This is a genomic window from Klebsiella sp. C239, from assembly GCF_048822715.1.
GTDB lineage: Bacteria > Pseudomonadota > Gammaproteobacteria > Enterobacterales > Enterobacteriaceae > Klebsiella > Klebsiella quasipneumoniae.
On the sequence record NZ_JBMEZK010000006.1, the window covers coordinates 271,499 to 289,179 of the forward strand.

A 17,681-nucleotide genomic window follows, 5' to 3' on the forward strand; every position below is an offset into this window, starting at 1 on the left:
TCGCTGTCCGCCGGGGAGCAGGCGTTAATGATTAGAGAAACAATGCTTTATCGCGCAGGATATGATCGTTGCCGCGACGACGGGTGTAGCCAATCCGATCGAAATACTCGAGGATCTGGATCGCCAGCTTCCGCCCTACGTTTAAGGTATCGCGAAAATCCGCCGCGCAGGTTGAGCCGCGCAGCTGATCCAGCTCGCGCACCCGCTGGGCGAACTGCACAATGCGATCGTTGCGGTAGTAACGATCTTTGACGATCGCGGTAATCATCCCCTGCTGCGCCGCCTGGCGCAGCACCGCGCGCATCAGGGACTCTTCAACATGGACTTCGCGCGCGAGATCGCGCACCCACCAGGGATCATCGCCGAACAGGGTCTCCACCTTCCGCCAGACCGCCTGCTGCTCGTCGGTAAACCCGGCTTTATGCTCGGGCAGATGCAGCCAGCCGTGATGGCTGTGGACTAATCCGCTCTCGCGCATCTGCTCAATCAGCAGCAGCACCAGCGCTTCCTCTTCCATCGGCAGCGCAATGCGGCGCAGGCGCTCCCGGCCAGGGCCCGGCTCGTCGCGATGCTGCTCATGGTAGCGCGCCAGGGCATCCAGCAATTTTCGCTGCCAGCGGGCGGCAAGCGGCGCACTAAGCAGGCGCTGTCCGGCCTGCAGATAGTCCGGTCGCTGGATCAAGGCCGCCATTCCGGCTTCACTCAGCTGCCGCGCCCAGGCGAAGCGCTCAAGCCGGACGGCGTCCCGCTGCAGATGCAGCTCCAGGGCCTGCGCATCGTCAGCGCCGACCGCCGCCAGGGCGTGCAGCCACTGCAGATATTCCGGTTTACGCTTGCCGCGGCGCGGGGGATCCAGCGTCACCACCCGTGCGCCGGCCAGCGTCAAGCGAGCGGAGATATCGCGGAGCACCAGCCGGTCGTTATCCGCCAGCCACAGCGGAGTATCCAGCACCAGCTCCGCCAGGCCGCCCTCCAGGAGCGACACCCGGCCGGTGATGTGGCTGGCAGCGTGGTGAATATGCAGCGGCTGCCACTGGCTGAGCGGCGTATGGCACTGCAGTTCGACAATCACCCGCTCTGCAGGCTCCGGCGGCGGTGAAGAGAGCAGCCAGTCACCGCGGTGCAATGCCTCTTTCTGCGCATCGCCGACAATATTCAGCGCAATGCGCTGCCCGGCGTGCGCCTGCTCAACCGCTTGATTCTGGGCATGCAGGCCGCGGACGCGCATCGGCGTGTTGACGCCGGTGAGCCACAAAGTATCCCCGACCCGAACTTCGCCGGAGAGCGCCGTCCCGGTGACCACCAGCCCCGCCCCTTTGACGGTAAAGGCGCGATCCAGCGCCAGGCGAAAACGCCGCTGCTGTGGATGGGGGCGCTCCGCAAGCTGCAGCAGATGGCTGCGCAGTTCGGCAATACCGATGTTATCCACCGCCGCGGTGGGGAAGAAAGCGGCGGCGTCAAAGCCCAGTTCGCGCAGGGTCTGCTCGACCTCCGCCTGAACCTCCGCCACCCTGGCGGCCGCCACGCGGTCCGTCTTGGTGAGCGCTACCGTCAGCGTCGGCTTTCCGGTCAGCTGCAGGATCGCCAGGTGTTCGCGGGTTTGCGCCATCACGCCGTCATCGCAGGCCACCACCAGCAGCGCATGGTCGATCCCTCCCACCCCCGCCAGCATGTTGGACAAAAACTTTTCGTGCCCGGGCACGTCAATAAATCCCAGCACCCGCCCGTCCGGCTGCGGCCAGTAGGCATAGCCGAGATCGATCGTCATTCCCCGCGCTTTCTCTTCCGGCAGACGATCGGCATTTACGCCGGTTATCGCCTGCAGCAGCGTCGTTTTGCCGTGGTCAACATGTCCAGCGGTGGCAATAATCATCGTAACAACATCTCCATAAACCGGGTTTCATCTTCCAGACAGCGCAGGTCCAGCCAGAGCCGACCGTCATAAATGCGGCCAATCACCGGGCACGGCAGCGCGCGCCAGCGGGCCGCCAGCGCCTCCAGCCGGCTGCCGCGGCCGTCATGCGGGGTAAAGGTCAACGCCGCGCCAGGCAGACGGTCGACAGGTAACGAGCCGCTGCCAATCTGCGACTGGCAGGCTGCCACGTTGACGGCAAAATCAGCATAGTGTGCCGCCAGGGCAGGCTGCAGACGTTCGGCCTGCCGGCGGATTTCGTCCGCCGGGCGGGTGAGCAAGCGCAGCGTCGGTAAGGTGTCCCGCAGCGCTTCCGGATGCTGATAGAGGCGCAGCGTGGCTTCCAGCGCCGCGAGGGTCATTTTATCCGCGCGCAGGGCCCGCTTCAGCGGATGGCTTTGCAGGCGGGCAATCAGCGCGCGTTTGCCGACGATAATTCCGGCCTGCGGGCCGCCGAGCAGTTTGTCGCCGGAGAAACTGACCAGGCTCACCCCGGCGGCGATCATCTCCTGCGGCATCGGCTCCTTCGGCAGGCCATACTGACTGAGATCCACCAGCGACCCGCTGCCCAGGTCGGCCACCACCGGGACGTCCAGCTCGCGGCCGATGACCGCCAGCTCCGCTTCGTCGACGGCTTTGGTAAAGCCTTCAATGCTGTAGTTGCTGGTGTGGACCTTCATCAGCAGGGCGGTATTGTCATTCACCGCCTGGCGATAGTCTTTGGCATGGGTGCGGTTGGTGGTGCCCACTTCGTGCAGCTGACAACCCGCCTGGCGCATCACGTCGGGGATGCGGAACGCCCCGCCGATCTCCACCAGCTCGCCGCGGGAGACCACCACCTCCCTGCCGCTGGCGGTAGCCGCCAGCATCAGCAGAACGGCCGCCGCGTTGTTGTTCACGATACAGGCATCTTCCGCGCCGGTGATCTGGCACAGCAGATCGGCAATGGCGCGATCGCGATGGCCGCGCCCGGCGTCGTCGAGATCATATTCGAGCGTCACCGGTGCGCGCATCGCGCTGGCGACCGCCTCCACCGCCGCCTCAGCCTGGATGGCGCGCCCGAGATTGGTGTGCAGCACCGTACCGGTGAGATTAAACACCGGACGCAGGGCGCTCTGCCTTCTGGCGGTCAGCCGCTGCGCGCAGGCGCTCAGCCAGTCATGGCTCCAGTCAGGCAGTGTCTGACACTGGCGGATCTGTTCCCGCGCCTCGTCCAGCATCTGGCGCAGCTGCGTCACCACCTGCGAATGGCCGTGCTGCGTCAGCAGGGAGGAAAAAGCGGGGTCGCGGAGTAAGCGGTCAATGGCCGGAAGCCGGGTATAAAGCGCACGAATTTCGGTAGTCATCAATGGGCCTGGCGGTAAGTTATTTTCCCCCCTCCCGACGGGAGAGGGAGTCAACAATCAGCGGCGATTGTAACGCCTCCTTGCGCAAACTGTTACCTGTCTGGGTCAAGTCCGCGGCGGTTCGGTGCGCGCAAAGCTGGCGCGCTGGAACAGCGCATCCACCAGCTTCACCAGCTGCGGCCGGGTGGCGCACCAGCCCGGCGCCACCCGGCGAAAGTTCAGGTAGGCGATGGCGCAGGCCGTGGCGATGGTCGCCAGATTGACCTCGTCGCCGCGCAGCGTCCCGTCCGCCGCGCAGGCTTCCAGCCTGTCGAGGCCGCGCGCCACTTTCTCCCGCTGGCGGAGCAGCTCTTGCTCTGACTGTTGGGCCGCGGGGCGAGCCTTTTCGCGCACCAGCGCCTGGGCGGCCTCCATCACCCCATCCGCCAGTGCCTCTAGCTGGCGCATCCTGAGAGCGGCTCTGGGATCGGCGGGGATCATCGGCGGCGCCACGCCCAGCAGCTCGAGATACTGGGCGATAACCGGGGAGTCAAACCAGCATTCGCCGTCATCCGTCACCAGCGCCGGCACTTTGCCGAGCGGGTTATAGCGCGCCACGCCGTTGCTTTCGCTGTAGGGGGATTCGTTGACAAACTCAAAAGGGATGCGCTTTTCCAGCAGGATCACCGATATTTTGCGCACAAAGGGACTGGTGTAGCTGCCGATCAGTTTCATAGCCTGCTCCTTATCGCCAACAAAGATATGAGTATGGCTCAGGGCGAGGTAAAAGGCAGGTGAGCCTCCCGCTCAACCTGCCGCCGATCGCATTAATGATCGAGATAGAGGTAGTGCATCCAGCTGGTCATGCGCAGCAGCACTTTACGCATCACCGAAACGTGGGCGAAATGGTCGGAGTAGACCGCCACCTGAGCGTAGATGCCATCGGGTAGCGCATCAATTTCGGCATTCGGATCGAGCTCGATGGTCGCCAGCACGCCATCGCTGCCCGGCGTCACGGTCAGCGACTGCAACGCCCCCTGCGCCTGATAGGTCCCCCCGGGCACCACCGGTAAAATGCTCACCAGTTTACCGTGGAACACCTGTCCGGGCAGGGCATTAAACACCGCTTCCGCGTCGTCGCCCTTCTCCAGCCTTAACAGCGAATTTTGCCTGAACTGGGCGACGATCAGCCGTTTTTGCTCGGGGATAAACACCATCACCGGCCGCAGCGGCAGCGAGGCGGCGTAGGTCCCCGGACGGATCAACACCTGAGTGATATACCCATCGCTGGGCGCCCGCACGGTGGTCTGATCAAGATTATATTTCGCCTCCGCCAGCTGGGCGCGCAGGCTGGCCACTTGCGACTGTTCGCCGTTGATCATGCTATCCAGCTGGCTCTGGATCTGCGCCTGCTCCGCCACCGACGCCTTGACCAGCGCGTCCTGGGCCAGATAATTCTGCCTGGCGTTATCGATGTCGCTTTCCGAGAACGGATTCACCCGCGCCTGGCTCCCTTTCAGGTAGCGCTGATAGTCCTTGTATAAGCGATCGCGTTCCGCCGACACGCGGGTGGTGTTGGCCTGGGCTTCAGAGAGCTGCGCCTTGAGGGTGTTAATACTGTGCAGCGCTGTCACCAGGTCGGCCTGCAGGCGATCGACCCGCGCCTGGTAGCGCGCCGGGTCAATGGTAAATAACACCTCGCCCTTTTCGACGCGCTGATTCGCTTTGTCGGTGACGCTGCTGACAACCCCGGTCACCTGCGGCGTAATAGGAATAGATATTACCGCCTTTTGCGCCAGAAAGGTGTAAGGGTGGTTATAGTTCATTAATAAAATAAGCACGCTAACAATAAATACGCCCCCCAGCGCCGCGGTGGGAACCGTCCATTTATTAACCGGTATTTTGAAGATTTTAAATATCGACCAGGCGATGGCCACGTAGGTCAAAATGATCAACAGATCCATAGTTTATTTCTCCGCCGCAGCGGTGGACTGTGGCCGCTGGATGGCCGCCACCTGATGTTCAAGGTCGCTCAGTCGTTGGCGAAGCTGTTGTATATCCGTCTCTTTTTCAGGTTCGTCGGGGTCCGTATTCGCCTTATGCTGCATGCCCCAACCGCGCTCAGGCCGGTACAGCGTGGCCCATATCCATAAAAACGGCCAGATGACGTGGAGCGTAAAAAGACTGACCCATCCGGCGACATGAATAGCATCGGAATGGGGGTGGTTGCGTTTTTTGGCAATCAAATAAGGAATATCGTGAATAATGATAATCCCATAAAAAATGACCAGAAAAACGAAGATCAGAACGCCCAGCGCAAAATAATTGAGAAACATAATTCCCTCGGCTTTACGCTAATAATTTATATAAATTTTAATCACGGCCCACTGATATCCGGACCGCTGATTTGAGCATAATTCACCCCTTTCATTTTTGCCATCCGGCGGAAAAAAGTTATTTAACAAACATGGTTGCTTAGTTACAGCGCCGCCTCGCCCTGGCCGCAAAACCGGGCCGAGATCACAGCGGCAAAAATCCACCATGAAATTCTTTGTGATCAAAATCACAAACAAACAACAAAAACACGAAACATAATTGTGACAAATATCACACAAAAACGCAGATTAGCGGCAAAAACGGCGGTCTGTTGTTTTTTTACACAGCCATTATGTGATCGTAATCACTACAAAACCCTCTCCGCCCCCTATATTCATGTGATCTAAATCACACTTAAGGGCGCTGGCTGGACAGCTAAACGATTCAGTGCCAGATTTCGCACTATCAATCAGGGCCCGGCTACCTCTGCCGCCACATTAACAACAAACCTCGGGCTTTTAGCCTGCGCGATACGCAAAACAGAAGAAGGGGTGTTTTATGTCATCCGATATCAAGATCAAAGTGCAAAGCTTTGGTCGTTTTCTCAGCAATATGGTGATGCCGAATATCGGCGCGTTTATCGCGTGGGGTATCATCACCGCGCTTTTCATTCCGACAGGGTGGTTGCCAAACGAAACGCTGGCGAAGCTGGTCGGTCCGATGATCACCTACCTGCTGCCGCTGCTGATCGGTTACACCGGCGGTAAATTAGTCGGCGGCGAACGTGGCGGCGTGGTCGGGGCGATCACCACCATGGGCGTTATCGTCGGCGCGGATATGCCGATGTTCCTCGGCTCCATGATCGCCGGCCCGCTGGGCGGCTACTGCATCAAGAAATTCGATAACTGGGTAGACGGTAAGATCAAATCCGGTTTTGAAATGCTGGTGAATAACTTCTCCGCCGGCATCATCGGGATGATCCTCGCCATTCTCGCCTTCCTCGGCATCGGCCCGGCGGTAGAAGTTCTGTCGAAAATTCTGGCGGCTGGCGTTAACTTCATGGTGGCGCACGACATGCTGCCGCTGGCGTCTATCTTCGTGGAACCGGCAAAAATCCTGTTCCTCAATAACGCCATCAACCACGGTATCTTCTCGCCGCTGGGTATTCAGCAGTCCCACGAGCTGGGTAAATCCATCTTCTTCCTGATTGAAGCTAACCCGGGTCCGGGGATGGGCGTTCTGCTGGCGTACATGTTCTTTGGCCGCGGCAGCGCTAAACAGTCTGCAGGCGGGGCGGCTATCATCCACTTCCTGGGGGGTATCCATGAAATCTACTTCCCGTACGTGCTGATGAACCCACGTCTGATCCTGGCCGTTATCCTCGGCGGGATGACCGGTGTCTTCACCCTGACCATCCTCAACGGCGGTCTGGTCTCTCCGGCTTCCCCGGGCTCTATCCTGGCGGTGCTGGCGATGACGCCGAAAGGGGCCTACTTCGCGAACATCGCAGCCATTATCGCCGCGATGGCGGTCTCCTTCGTCGTCTCTGCGGTTCTGCTCAAGACCAGCAAAGTCAAAGAAGAAGACGATATCGAAGCCGCAACCCGTCGTATGCATGACATGAAAGCGGAATCCAAAGGCGCCAACCCGCTGGCGGCTGGCAATGTCACCAACGACCTGAGCCATGTGCGTAAAATCATCGTCGCCTGCGACGCCGGGATGGGCTCCAGCGCCATGGGCGCCGGGGTACTGCGCAAGAAAGTGCAGGATGCCGGCCTGAGCAACATCTCGGTCACCAACAGCGCCATCAATAACCTGCCGCCGGATGTTGACCTGGTGATCACCCACCGCGACCTGACCGAGCGCGCCATGCGCCAGGTACCGCAGGCGCAGCATATTTCGCTGACCAACTTCCTCGACAGCGGTCTGTACACCAGCCTGACCGAGCGTCTGGTGGCGGCCCAGCGCCACATCGACAACGAAGTTAAAGTCACCGATAGCCTGAAAGACAGCTTTGATGATACTGACAAAAACCTGTTCAAGCTGGGTGCGGATAACATCTTCCTCGGTCGCAAAGCGGCCACCAAAGAAGAAGCCATTCGCTTCGCCGGCGAGCAGCTGGTGAAAGGCGGCTACGTCGAGCCGGAATATGTGCAGGCGATGCTGGACCGCGAAAAACTGACCTCGACCTATCTCGGCGAGTCCATCGCGGTGCCGCACGGCACCATCGAAGCGAAAGACCGCGTGCTGAAAACCGGCGTCGTCTTCTGCCAGTACCCGGAAGGGGTGCGCTTTGGGGAAGATGAAGACGATGTTGCCCGCCTGGTGATCGGCATCGCCGCCCGCAACAACGAGCACATTCAGGTGATTACCAGCCTGACCAATGCGCTGGATGACGAAACGGTGATTGAGCGCCTGGCGAAAACCACCAGCGTCGACGACGTACTGGCGCTGCTGAATAAATAATCAGCGCTATCCAACCCTCTCCTTTGGGAGAGGGTTGGGGTGAGGGAAAAAGCCTCACCCCAGCCCTCTCAGGTAAAAACATTAATTGAAGGTTAATACTATGAAAGCATTACATTTTGGCGCAGGTAATATCGGACGTGGCTTTATCGGTAAACTGCTGGCTGACGCGGGCATCGACCTGACGTTTGCCGATGTCAATCAGACCGTACTTGATGCCCTGAATGCCCGTCATAGCTACCAGGTTCACGTCGTTGGCGAAAATGAGCAGGTGGATACCGTCTCCGGCGTGAATGCCGTCAGCAGCATTGGCGACGAGGTAGTGGAGTTGATCGCCAGCGTCGACCTGGTGACCACCGCCGTCGGTCCCGTCGTTCTTGAGCGCATCGCCCCGGCCATCGCCAAAGGGCTGGCGAAGCGCAAGGCGCAGGGCACCGAACGCCCGCTGAACATTATCGCCTGCGAAAACATGGTGCGCGGCACCACGCAGTTAAAAGGCCACGTATTTAACGCCCTGGCGGAGGAAGATAAGGCCTGGGTGGAAACCCATATCGGCTTCGTCGACTCCGCCGTTGACCGTATTGTGCCGCCATCGGCGTCCGCTACCCATGACCCGCTGGAAGTCACCGTGGAAACCTTCAGCGAATGGATCGTCGATAAAACCCAGTTCAAGGGCGAACTGCCGACCATCCCGGGAATGGAATTAACTGATAACCTGATGGCATTTGTCGAACGCAAGCTCTTCACCTTGAACACCGGGCATGCTATAACCGCCTACCTCGGAAAACTGGCGGGCCACCAGACGATTCGCGACGCGATCCTCGACGAGAAAATTCGGGCCGTCGTGCAGGGCGCGATGGAGGAGAGCGGCGCGGTGTTGATCAAACGCTACGCCTTTGACCCGCAGAAGCACGCGGCTTATATCCAGAAAATTCTTGGCCGTTTCGAGAACCCGTACCTGAAAGACGATGTCGAGCGCGTAGGCCGTCAGCCGCTGCGCAAACTGAGCGCCGGCGACCGTTTAATTAAGCCGCTGCTGGGTACGCTGGAATACGGCCTGCCGCACCGCAATCTGGTGAAAGGGATTGCGGCGGCGATGCATTTCCGTAGCGAAGACGATCCGCAGGCGCAGGAGCTGGCGACACTGATCGCCGACAAAGGGCCGCAGGCCGCGCTGGCGCAGATTTCCGGCCTTGACGCGGCAAGCGATGTCGTCGCGGAGGCCGTTAACGACTATAACGCGGTAAAATGATGCACAACCTGGCGCGGCCGACGTCGCGCCCATTACGACTCCTGTCAGATATGCAGGCAATGATGGAAGAAACACAAGCATTTGAAAACCGTGTGCTTGAGCGTCTGAATGCTGGCAAAACCGTACGAAGCTTCCTGATCGCCACCGTCGAGCTGTTAACGGAAGCGGTCAATATTCTGGTGCTTCAGGTGTTCCGTAAAGACGACTACGCGGTGAAATACGCCGTCGAGCCCTTGCTGGAGGGCAGCGGGCCGCTCGGCGATCTCTCAGTACGCCTGAAGCTGATTTATGGCCTTGGGGTGATAAGCCGTGCCGAATATGAAGACGCCGAGCTGCTGATGGCCCTGCGCGAAGAGCTTAATCACGACGGCAATGAGTACAGCTTTACCGACGACGAAATTATCGGTCCGTTCGGCGAACTGCACTGCGTCGCCGCCCTGCCGCCAACGCCGCAGTTTGATGACAGCGACGCCGAACTGCTGGCAATGCAGAAACTGCGTTACCAGCAGATGGTGCGTTCAACGATGGTGTTGTCCCTGACTGAGCTGATTTCACGAATCAGCTTAAAAAAAGCCTTCCAGAAATCAACGCTCTGATTCCGGCTCCGTCTGGTCGCAGGTCGGCCGGTAAAGCTGACGATAATATTCCAGACGCTGCAGAAACAACGCTTCCTTATCCTGAGGGATATCTCGCGGTACATGCTGCAGCCGCGGAGACTTTTTCAAATACTCCATAAACGCCTGACTGGAAGCCATAAAATCAACCGCTTTGTCGATTAAACGTGGTACGCCGTCGCCGATCTTTGCCATCACGTCCTCCTTTTGGGAATAATCTGATTAAGCATTAGCCAATTCACCGGCGTGGGTTAAGGAAAACGTGCTTATCTGCCGACAGGCTTCACAGAAATGAAATTAGCGCGGGTATCGGAAGGAATAATTATAAAATTCAAATTATTAGCAGATTAAGGTATCGTATTCTGACGGCGATAAACGGCGAATTTTTGATAAATAGCTATCAACAATAGCAGTCACGGCACATACTATAGGCGAATGAAGCCCCTTTATTAACAGATCAAATCACCATGAAAGAAGTCGAAAAGAATGAAATCAAACGTCTGAGCGATCGTCTCGACGCCATCCGCCACCAGCAGGCCGAGCTGTCGCTGGTGGAAGCCGCCGATAAATACGCGGAGCTGGAGAAAGAAAAAGCCACTCTGGAAACGGAGATTGAACGTCTGCGTTCCGTCCAGAGCCAGAAGCTGAGCAAAGAGGCGCAGAAGCTGATGAGCCTGCCGTTCCGCCGCGCGATTACCAAAAAAGAGCAGGCCGATATGGGCAAGCTGAAGAAAAGCGTCCGCGGCCTGGTGGTCGTCCATCCGATGACCGCCCTGGGCCGGGAAATGGGCCTGAAAGAGATGACCGGTTTCGCCCGCAGCGAATTCTGATCCCCAGCCCTCTCCGTTCGGAGAGGGCTATTCTGTCCTACCCCCCCCCCTTTTTCGTTCCCTGTCCGGCCGATTGGTCCAACCAATAATTTTATCTACCCCCGACAGTTCACAAATCCATCAAAATACATCACAAACCCGTTGCCTAAGAGTAACATCTGGTTAACCATTCGTTGTCATCAACCCTGCTATCCCTAATTGGCCGGGCCAATTTTACCTACGACGGGTCGGCAAAGAGCGCAGACTCAGCCCACCCGTCCTGGCGGCCCGATGGAGACCCTGCATGAATCTCTGGCAACAAAACTACGATCCCGCCGGTAATATCTGGTTATCCAGTCTTATCGCATCGCTACCGATTCTGTTTTTCTTTTTTGCGCTGATAAAGCTCAAACTGAAAGGCTATCTCGCCGCTACCTGGACCGTTGCGATCGCCCTGGCCGTCGCATTGCTGTTCTATAAAATGCCGGTGGATCGCGCCCTGGCCTCGGTGGTGTATGGCTTCTTCTACGGGCTGTGGCCCATCGCCTGGATTATTATTGCCGCAGTCTTCGTCTATAAAATCTCGGTGAAGACCGGACAGTTCGACATTATCCGCTCGTCGATCCTGTCGATTACGCCTGACCAGCGCCTGCAGATGCTGATCGTCGGCTTCTCGTTCGGCGCCTTTCTCGAAGGGGCGGCGGGATTTGGCGCGCCGGTGGCGATTACCGCGGCGCTGCTGGTCGGCCTCGGGTTTAACCCGCTGTATGCCGCAGGCCTGTGCCTGATCGTCAACACCGCGCCGGTGGCCTTCGGCGCGATGGGCATCCCGATCCTGGTGGCCGGTCAGGTGACCGGTATCGACAGCTTCGCCATCGGCCAGATGGTGGGCCGCCAGCTGCCGTTCCTGACCATTATCGTGCTGTTCTGGATCATGGCGATTATGGACGGCTGGCGGGGTATCAAAGAGACCTGGCCGGCGGTGATGGTCGCAGGCGGCTCGTTCGCTATCGCCCAGTACCTCAGCTCTAACTTCCTTGGCCCGGAGCTGCCGGACATCATCTCATCGCTGGTCTCCCTGGTCTGCCTGACCCTGTTCCTCAAACGCTGGCAGCCGGCGCGGATCTTCCGCTTTGGCGATATCGGCGCCTCGCAGGTGGATATGACGCTGGCCCGCACGCGCTACACCGCGGGACAAGTGATCCGCGCCTGGTCGCCGTTCCTGTTCCTGACCGCCACCGTGACCCTGTGGAGCGTGCCGCCGTTCAAAGCGCTGTTCGCACCGGGCGGCGCGATGTATGACTTCGTCATCAATATTTCGGTGCCGTTCCTCGACAAAATGGTCGCCCGCATGCCGCCGGTGGTCAGCGCCGCGACGCCTTACGCCGCCATCTATAAGTTTGACTGGCTGTCGGCAACCGGCACCGCCATTCTGTTCGCCGCCCTGCTGTCCATCGTCTGGCTGCGCATGAAGCCGAAAGACGCGCTGACCACCTTCGCCGGAACGCTGAAGGACCTGGCGCTGCCGATCTACTCTATCGGCATGGTGCTGGCGTTCGCCTTTATCTCCAACTACTCCGGGCTGTCGTCGACCCTGGCCCTGGCGCTGGCCCATACCGGCCACGCGTTTACTTTCTTCTCGCCGTTCCTGGGCTGGCTGGGGGTATTCCTGACCGGTTCGGACACCTCGTCTAACGCCCTGTTCGCCGCGCTGCAGGCAACGGCGGCGCAGCAGATTGGCGTCTCCGATATCCTGCTGGTCGCGGCCAATACCACCGGCGGCGTCACCGGCAAGATGATTTCCCCGCAGTCGATCGCCATCGCCTGCGCCGCGGTAGGCCTGGTGGGTAAAGAGTCGGATCTGTTCCGCTTTACCGTCAAACACAGCCTGATCTTCACCTGCATGGTGGGTCTGATCACTACGCTGCAGGCCTACGTTTTAACCTGGATGATACCGTGATAGTGATGCCTAAACGCCTGGCCGACGACGTGGCGCGTCGCGTCCGGGCGCTGATTGAAGAACAACAGCTGGAGGCGGGCATGCGACTGCCCGCCGAGCGCCAGCTCGCCGCTCAGCTCGGCGTCTCGCGCAATTCCCTGCGCGAAGCGCTGGCGATGCTGGTCAATGAAGGGGTGCTGCTGAGCCGTCGCGGCGGCGGCACTTTCGTCCGCTTTCAGCATGAGCCGTGGTCGGAGCAAAACATCGTCCAGCCGCTGAAGACGCTGCTGGCCGATGACCCTGACTACAGCTTCGACATCCTCGAGGCCCGCCACGCCATCGAAGCCAGCACCGCGTGGCACGCGGCGATGCGGGCCACCGACGCCGATAAAGAAAAAATTCGCCTGTGCTTTGAAGCGACCCAGAGCGAAGACCCGGATATCGCCTCGCAGGCGGACGTCCGCTTTCATCTGGCCATCGCCGAAGCCTCGCATAACGTGGTGCTCCTGCAAACCATGCGCGGCTTTTTCGACCTGCTGCACTCCTCCGTCAAGCAGAGCCGTCAGCGGATGTATCTGGTGCCGCCGGTTTTTGCCCGCCTGACCGAACAGCACCAGGCCGTCATGGAGGCGATTGTCGCCGGCGACGCCGAGGCGGCGCGCCAGGCGATGATGGCCCACTTAGGTTTTGTCCACGCCACCATTAAACGTTTTGATGAAGACCAGGCCCGCCAGGCGCGAATTACCCGCCTGCCCGGCGATGCTATTGATAATTCCAGGGAGAATTCGTGATGATTATTTCCGCCGCCAGCGACTATCGCGCCGCCGCCCAGCGTATCCTGCCGCCGTTCCTGTTCCACTATATCGACGGCGGGGCTTACGCCGAACATACCCTGCGCCGCAACGTCGAGGACCTTTCCGACGTGGCGCTGCGCCAGCGTATTCTGCGCAATATGTCGGACCTGAGCCTCGAGACCACCCTCTTCAACGAGAAGCTGGCGATGCCGACGGCGCTGGCGCCGGTGGGGCTGTGCGGAATGTACGCCCGCCGCGGCGAAGTGCAGGCCGCCGGCGCAGCGGATGACAAAGGCATTCCGTTTACCCTCTCCACCGTTTCCGTCTGTCCGATCGAAGAGGTCGCCCCGACCATCAAGCGGCCGATGTGGTTCCAGCTGTATGTTCTGCGCGACCGCGGCTTTATGCGTAATGCGCTGGAGCGCGCGAAGGCGGCGGGTTGTTCAACGCTGGTCTTTACCGTCGATATGCCGACTCCCGGCGCCCGCTACCGCGACGCCCATTCCGGCATGAGCGGCCCGAACGCCGCCCTGCGCCGCTACTGGCAGGCGGTCACCCATCCGCAGTGGGCATGGGACGTTGGCCTCAACGGCCGTCCGCACGATCTGGGGAATATCTCCGCCTATCTCGGCCAGCCGACCGGCCTGGAGGATTACATCGGCTGGCTGGCGAATAACTTCGATCCGTCGATTTCATGGAAAGACCTCGAGTGGATCCGTGATTTCTGGGACGGACCGATGGTGATCAAAGGGATCCTCGACCCGGAGGACGCCCGCGACGCGGTGCGCTTCGGCGCCGACGGCATTGTGGTCTCCAACCACGGCGGCCGCCAGCTTGACGGCGTGCTCTCCTCCGCCCGCGCCCTGCCGGCGATTGCCGACGCGGTGAAAGGCGACATTACCATTCTCGCCGACAGCGGCATCCGCAACGGTCTCGACGTCGTGCGAATGATCGCCCTGGGCGCCGACAGCGTACTGCTGGGCCGCGCTTACCTGTACGCCCTGGCGACCCACGGCAAGCAGGGGGTGGCGAATCTGCTGAATTTGATCGAGAAAGAGATGAAGGTGGCGATGACCCTGACCGGCGCAAAAACCATCGCGGACATTAGCCGTGATTCGCTGGTGCAGAACACGGAGGCGCTGCAGACCTTCGATGCGCTGAAGCAGCATAACGCGGCATAAGCTGCGCCGTTTTGCTCTCCCCCGGCCCTCACCCTCAGGGAGAGGGCCGGGGTGAGGGTTGACCAAATATCTGCTATTCTGCCCCCCGCAATTAAGGGGTCAGTATGCTGAACATCGTGTTATTCGAACCAGAGATCCCGCCGAACACCGGGAATATTATCCGCCTGTGCGCCAACACGGGCTTCAGTCTGCATATCATTGAGCCCATGGGCTTCACCTGGGACGATAAGCGCCTGAGACGCGCCGGACTGGACTATCACGAGTTCACCGCCGTGCAGCGCCACGCCGATTACGCGGCGTTTATCGCCAGCGCGCAGCCGCAGCGTCTGTTCGCCCTGACCACCAAAGGTACGCCGGCGCACAGCGCGGTGAGCTATCAGGATGGCGATTTCTTGATGTTTGGTCCGGAAACCCGCGGTCTGCCGGCCAGCATCCTTGATGCCCTGCCGCCGGAGCAGAAAATTCGGATTCCGATGATGCCGGACAGCCGCAGCATGAACCTGTCAAACGCGGTGTCGGTGGTGGTGTACGAGGCCTGGCGGCAGCTGGGGTATCCAGGCGCCGTGCTGCGCAGCTAACTGACCCCTTCCCGGATGGCGGCGCACCGCGCCTTATCCGGGCGACATGCTGGGCGGGGAGAGATCGTAGGCCCGGTAAGCGCAGCGCCACCGGGCAAGACGTTAAATCCCGTCGCCGTACTCGAAAGTGTGGTGGATGCCGTTGAAATGCTGATCCATATCCATCGCCGGCTTGTCGCTCTCCGGCTTGCCGACGATACGCGCCGGCACGCCTGCGGCGGTGGTGTGCGGCGGAACCGGCTGCAATACCACCGAACCGGCGCCAATCTTCGCCCCACGCCCGACTTCGATATTGCCGAGGATTTTCGCCCCGGCGCCAATCATCACGCCTTCGCGAATTTTCGGGTGACGGTCGCCGCTGGTTTTACCGGTACCGCCGAGGGTGACCGACTGCAGTATAGAGACGTCATCCTCAATCACCGCCGTTTCGCCAACCACAATACCGGTGGCGTGGTCGAGCATAATCCCGCGGCCGATTTTCGCCGCCGGGTGGATATCCACCTGGAAAGAGACGGACACCTGGTTTTGCAGGAAAATCGCCAGCGCACGCCGGCCCTGAGTCCACAGCCAGTGGCCGATACGATAGGCCTGCAGGGCATGGAAACCCTTCAGATAGAGCAACGGCGTCGAGTATTTATCCACCGCCGGGTCACGCGTGCGCACCGCCTGAATATCGCAGGCCGCCGAGGCGATCATTTCCGGGTCGGCGGCGTAGGCCTCTTCCACCACTTCGCGAATGGCGATAGCCGGCATAATCGGGGAAGCCAGCTTATTGGCCAGCATATAGCTCAGCGCGCTGCCCAGATTTTCATGCTTGAGTAGCGTTGCGTGATAAAAACTGGCGAGCATTGGCTCACAGTCCGCCAGAGCCCGGGCTTCGGCTTTAATATTATTCCAGACGATATCCAGTTCTTCACACGGCATTGCATACTCCAGGCGATATGGTAATGACCTGCCAGTTCTGCGCTGGCAGGGTCATTCAGGTGACAAAGGAAAGCTAATTGCTGCTGCGCTCGTCCTTGCGGGCGCGACCCAATAAGGTCAATGCTGCCTCGCGCGCAATTTTTCCGCAATACAATACCTGATAAATTTCCTCGGTTATTGGCATTTCGACACCTAAACGCTGTGCCAGAACGCGAACTTCCTTGGTATTGCGGTAGCCTTCAACCACCTGGCCAATCTTTTCCTGGGCGCTTTGCACGTCCATCCCCTGGCCGAGCATCATGCCGAAGCGACGGTTACGGGACTGGTTGTCGGTGCAGGTGAGCACCAGGTCACCGAGGCCGGCCATGCCCATAAAGGTTTCCGGGTCGGCGCCCAGCGCCGCGCCAAGGCGAGACATTTCCACCAGGCCACGGGTAATCAGCGCCGTCCGCGCATTGGCGCCGAAGCCGATGCCGTCCGACATCCCCGCCCCGATGGCGATGACGTTTTTCACCGCGCCGCCGAGCTGGACGCCGATAAAGTCCGGGTTGATGTAGACGCGGAAGCTCTTGCCGCAGTGCAGCAGGTGCTGCAGATCCTCGGCAAACTGCGGATCCGTCGCCGCCAGCGAAATCGCCGTCGGCAGGCCGGCGGCCAGCTCTTTGGCGAAGGTTGGCCCGGAGATCACCGCCAGCGGGATATCATCGCCCAGCGCTTCACGCGCCACGTCCTGCAGCAGATGACCGGTTTCGGCCTCGAGGCCTTTGGTCGCCCATACCAGACGCGCGTCAGGACGCATCAGCGGTTTAATCTGGCGTAACACCTGACCAAACACATGGCTTGGCACCACCACCAGAATATCGCGGCTGGCGGCCAGGGCGGTGGCCAGGTCGCTTTCAAGATGCAGCGTATCCGGGAAAGGCACATCGGGAAGGAACGCGGCGTTGCAGCGATCGTGTTGCAGCGTCGCGATATGTTTCGGGTCATGGCCCCAGAGCACAACGTGGTGGCCATTTCTTGCCAGGGTGATGGCAAGAGCGGTGCCGTAAGAGCCGGCACCGATCACAGTCATTGCAGCATTAAGTGCGTTCATCAGGCATCCTGATGTTGTTCTGCACCTTCGCCAGCCTGCTGCTGCAGATAGTTCATAAACAGCGCATCGAAGTTCACTGGCGCAAGGTTAAGTTGCGGGAAGGTACCGCGGGAAACCAGGCTGGTGATGCACTCGCGCGCGTACGGGAACAGAATGTTCGGGCAGTATGCGCCAAGGCAGTGCGCCATCTGGGTGCCTTCGATGCCGTCGATGGAGAAAATACCGCCCTGCTGTACTTCGCAGAGGAACGCGGTCTCTTCGCCCAGCGCGGCGGTCACGGTTACACGCAGCACCACTTCATAAACGCCTTCAGCCAGCTGGGTGGAGGCGGTATCCAGATCAAGTTTAACTTCCGGCTGCCAGTCTTTCTGGAAAACTTGCGGCGCGTTCGGCGCTTCAAAAGAGATATCTTTGGTATAGATACGCTGGATCTGGAAGGTCATTTCGGTGCTGTTTTGTTCTGACATAGTAAAACCCTTTC

The 17,681-nt window shown here is 59.8% G+C and carries 17 protein-coding genes; 8 read left to right on the forward strand and 9 right to left on the reverse strand.

The window, feature by feature from the left end:
* Positions 1 to 31: 31 nt before the first annotated feature.
* From selB to ACOI6Z_RS17890, 5 genes are all read right to left on the reverse strand, one after another.
* Entirely contained in the window at positions 32 to 1,873 is a 1,842-nt protein-coding gene (gene selB, locus ACOI6Z_RS17870; RefSeq protein WP_044525034.1) for a selenocysteine-specific translation elongation factor, read from the reverse strand.
* The gene (gene selA / locus ACOI6Z_RS17875) at positions 1,870 to 3,258 is read right to left on the reverse strand and encodes an L-seryl-tRNA(Sec) selenium transferase (RefSeq protein ID WP_023291342.1); all 1,389 of its coding nucleotides are present in this window, start codon (positions 3,256 to 3,258) and stop codon (positions 1,870 to 1,872) included. The genes selB and selA overlap by 4 nt, the downstream gene beginning before the upstream one ends.
* 105 nt (positions 3,259 to 3,363) lie before the next feature.
* On the reverse strand, positions 3,364 to 3,972 hold the full coding sequence (locus ACOI6Z_RS17880; protein ID WP_044525035.1) for a glutathione S-transferase: 609 nt from the start codon (positions 3,970 to 3,972) through the stop codon (positions 3,364 to 3,366).
* Positions 3,973 to 4,064: 92 nt separating this feature from the next.
* On the reverse strand, positions 4,065 to 5,201 hold the full coding sequence (locus ACOI6Z_RS17885) for an HlyD family secretion protein (protein WP_065812612.1): 1,137 nt from the start codon (positions 5,199 to 5,201) through the stop codon (positions 4,065 to 4,067).
* A gap of 3 nt (positions 5,202 to 5,204) precedes the next feature.
* On the reverse strand, positions 5,205 to 5,573 hold the full coding sequence (locus tag ACOI6Z_RS17890) for a DUF3302 domain-containing protein (protein WP_023291344.1): 369 nt from the start codon (positions 5,571 to 5,573) through the stop codon (positions 5,205 to 5,207).
* Between the two features lie 538 nt (positions 5,574 to 6,111).
* Between ACOI6Z_RS17890 and mtlA the strand changes: the two genes are divergently transcribed.
* From mtlA to mtlR, 3 genes are all read left to right on the forward strand, one after another.
* Positions 6,112 to 8,019, forward strand: a complete 1,908-nt coding sequence (gene mtlA / locus ACOI6Z_RS17895; protein WP_023291345.1) for a PTS mannitol transporter subunit IICBA — start codon at positions 6,112 to 6,114, stop codon at positions 8,017 to 8,019.
* Positions 8,020 to 8,119: 100 nt separating this feature from the next.
* Complete coding sequence (mtlD, locus tag ACOI6Z_RS17900; protein ID WP_023291346.1) at positions 8,120 to 9,268, forward strand: mannitol-1-phosphate 5-dehydrogenase; 1,149 nt, start codon at positions 8,120 to 8,122, stop codon at positions 9,266 to 9,268.
* Positions 9,268 to 9,864, forward strand: coding sequence for a mannitol operon repressor MtlR (mtlR, locus tag ACOI6Z_RS17905; RefSeq protein WP_002922401.1), 597 nt, complete (start codon positions 9,268 to 9,270; stop codon positions 9,862 to 9,864). Before mtlD ends, mtlR begins: the two co-directional genes overlap by 1 nt.
* On the opposite strand, the gene ACOI6Z_RS17910 is transcribed toward mtlR, so the two are convergent.
* Complete coding sequence (locus ACOI6Z_RS17910; RefSeq protein WP_002922402.1) at positions 9,853 to 10,077, reverse strand: hypothetical protein; 225 nt, start codon at positions 10,075 to 10,077, stop codon at positions 9,853 to 9,855. The genes mtlR and ACOI6Z_RS17910 overlap by 12 nt on opposite strands.
* Positions 10,078 to 10,349: 272 nt before the next feature.
* On the opposite strand from ACOI6Z_RS17910, the gene ACOI6Z_RS17915 reads away from it, so the two are divergent.
* The 5 genes from ACOI6Z_RS17915 (at position 10,350) to trmL (ending at position 15,183) form a co-directional block, all read left to right on the forward strand.
* Entirely contained in the window at positions 10,350 to 10,712 is a 363-nt protein-coding gene (locus ACOI6Z_RS17915) for a YibL family ribosome-associated protein (protein ID WP_002922410.1), read from the forward strand.
* A gap of 283 nt (positions 10,713 to 10,995) precedes the next feature.
* Positions 10,996 to 12,651 carry an L-lactate permease gene (gene lldP, locus ACOI6Z_RS17920; protein ID WP_023291347.1) on the forward strand — a complete coding sequence of 552 codons (1,656 nt, stop codon included), beginning with the start codon at positions 10,996 to 10,998 and terminating at the stop codon, positions 12,649 to 12,651.
* Complete coding sequence (gene lldR / locus ACOI6Z_RS17925) at positions 12,648 to 13,421, forward strand: transcriptional regulator LldR (protein ID WP_004205041.1); 774 nt, start codon at positions 12,648 to 12,650, stop codon at positions 13,419 to 13,421. Before lldP ends, lldR begins: the two co-directional genes overlap by 4 nt.
* Positions 13,421 to 14,605 carry an FMN-dependent L-lactate dehydrogenase LldD gene (gene lldD / locus ACOI6Z_RS17930; RefSeq protein WP_032454357.1) on the forward strand — a complete coding sequence of 395 codons (1,185 nt, stop codon included), beginning with the start codon at positions 13,421 to 13,423 and terminating at the stop codon, positions 14,603 to 14,605. The genes lldR and lldD overlap by 1 nt, the downstream gene beginning before the upstream one ends.
* A 104-nt stretch (positions 14,606 to 14,709) precedes the next feature.
* Positions 14,710 to 15,183: a tRNA (uridine(34)/cytosine(34)/5-carboxymethylaminomethyluridine(34)-2'-O)-methyltransferase TrmL gene (gene trmL / locus ACOI6Z_RS17935; RefSeq protein WP_023291348.1), complete on the forward strand. Its 474-nt coding sequence runs from the start codon at positions 14,710 to 14,712 to the stop codon at positions 15,181 to 15,183.
* A 102-nt stretch (positions 15,184 to 15,285) separates the two neighbouring features.
* On the opposite strand, the gene cysE is transcribed toward trmL, so the two are convergent.
* The 3 genes from cysE to secB form a co-directional block, all read right to left on the reverse strand.
* Positions 15,286 to 16,107, reverse strand: a complete 822-nt coding sequence (cysE, locus tag ACOI6Z_RS17940) for a serine O-acetyltransferase (protein ID WP_002922426.1) — start codon at positions 16,105 to 16,107, stop codon at positions 15,286 to 15,288.
* Positions 16,108 to 16,180: 73 nt separating this feature from the next.
* Positions 16,181 to 17,200 (reverse strand): NAD(P)H-dependent glycerol-3-phosphate dehydrogenase, encoded by a 1,020-nt coding sequence (gpsA, locus tag ACOI6Z_RS17945; protein WP_065812614.1) that lies wholly within the window; start codon positions 17,198 to 17,200, stop codon positions 16,181 to 16,183.
* On the reverse strand, positions 17,200 to 17,667 hold the full coding sequence (secB, locus tag ACOI6Z_RS17950) for a protein-export chaperone SecB (RefSeq protein WP_002922428.1): 468 nt from the start codon (positions 17,665 to 17,667) through the stop codon (positions 17,200 to 17,202). Before secB ends, gpsA begins: the two co-directional genes overlap by 1 nt.
* Between the last annotated feature and the right edge of the window lie 14 nt (positions 17,668 to 17,681).

Bases quoted from the DNA above. Each gene is read 5' to 3' on its own strand.
- selB (WP_044525034.1), bottom strand. From the start codon at position 1,873: ATGATTATTGCCACCGCTGGACATGTTGACCACGGCAAAACGACGCTG.
- selA (WP_023291342.1), bottom strand. From the start codon at position 3,258: ATGACTACCGAAATTCGTGCGCTTTATACCCGGCTTCCGGCCATTGAC.
- ACOI6Z_RS17880 (WP_044525035.1), bottom strand. From the start codon at position 3,972: ATGAAACTGATCGGCAGCTACACCAGTCCCTTTGTGCGCAAAATATCG.
- ACOI6Z_RS17885 (WP_065812612.1), bottom strand. From the start codon at position 5,201: ATGGATCTGTTGATCATTTTGACCTACGTGGCCATCGCCTGGTCGATA.
- ACOI6Z_RS17890 (WP_023291344.1), bottom strand. From the start codon at position 5,573: ATGTTTCTCAATTATTTTGCGCTGGGCGTTCTGATCTTCGTTTTTCTG.
- mtlA (WP_023291345.1), top strand. From the start codon at position 6,112: ATGTCATCCGATATCAAGATCAAAGTGCAAAGCTTTGGTCGTTTTCTC.
- mtlD (WP_023291346.1), top strand. From the start codon at position 8,120: ATGAAAGCATTACATTTTGGCGCAGGTAATATCGGACGTGGCTTTATC.
- mtlR (WP_002922401.1), top strand. From the start codon at position 9,268: ATGCACAACCTGGCGCGGCCGACGTCGCGCCCATTACGACTCCTGTCA.
- ACOI6Z_RS17910 (WP_002922402.1), bottom strand. From the start codon at position 10,077: ATGGCAAAGATCGGCGACGGCGTACCACGTTTAATCGACAAAGCGGTT.
- ACOI6Z_RS17915 (WP_002922410.1), top strand. From the start codon at position 10,350: ATGAAAGAAGTCGAAAAGAATGAAATCAAACGTCTGAGCGATCGTCTC.
- lldP (WP_023291347.1), top strand. From the start codon at position 10,996: ATGAATCTCTGGCAACAAAACTACGATCCCGCCGGTAATATCTGGTTA.
- lldD (WP_032454357.1), top strand. From the start codon at position 13,421: ATGATTATTTCCGCCGCCAGCGACTATCGCGCCGCCGCCCAGCGTATC.
- trmL (WP_023291348.1), top strand. From the start codon at position 14,710: ATGCTGAACATCGTGTTATTCGAACCAGAGATCCCGCCGAACACCGGG.
- cysE (WP_002922426.1), bottom strand. From the start codon at position 16,107: ATGCCGTGTGAAGAACTGGATATCGTCTGGAATAATATTAAAGCCGAA.
- gpsA (WP_065812614.1), bottom strand. From the start codon at position 17,200: ATGAACGCACTTAATGCTGCAATGACTGTGATCGGTGCCGGCTCTTAC.
- secB (WP_002922428.1), bottom strand. From the start codon at position 17,667: ATGTCAGAACAAAACAGCACCGAAATGACCTTCCAGATCCAGCGTATC.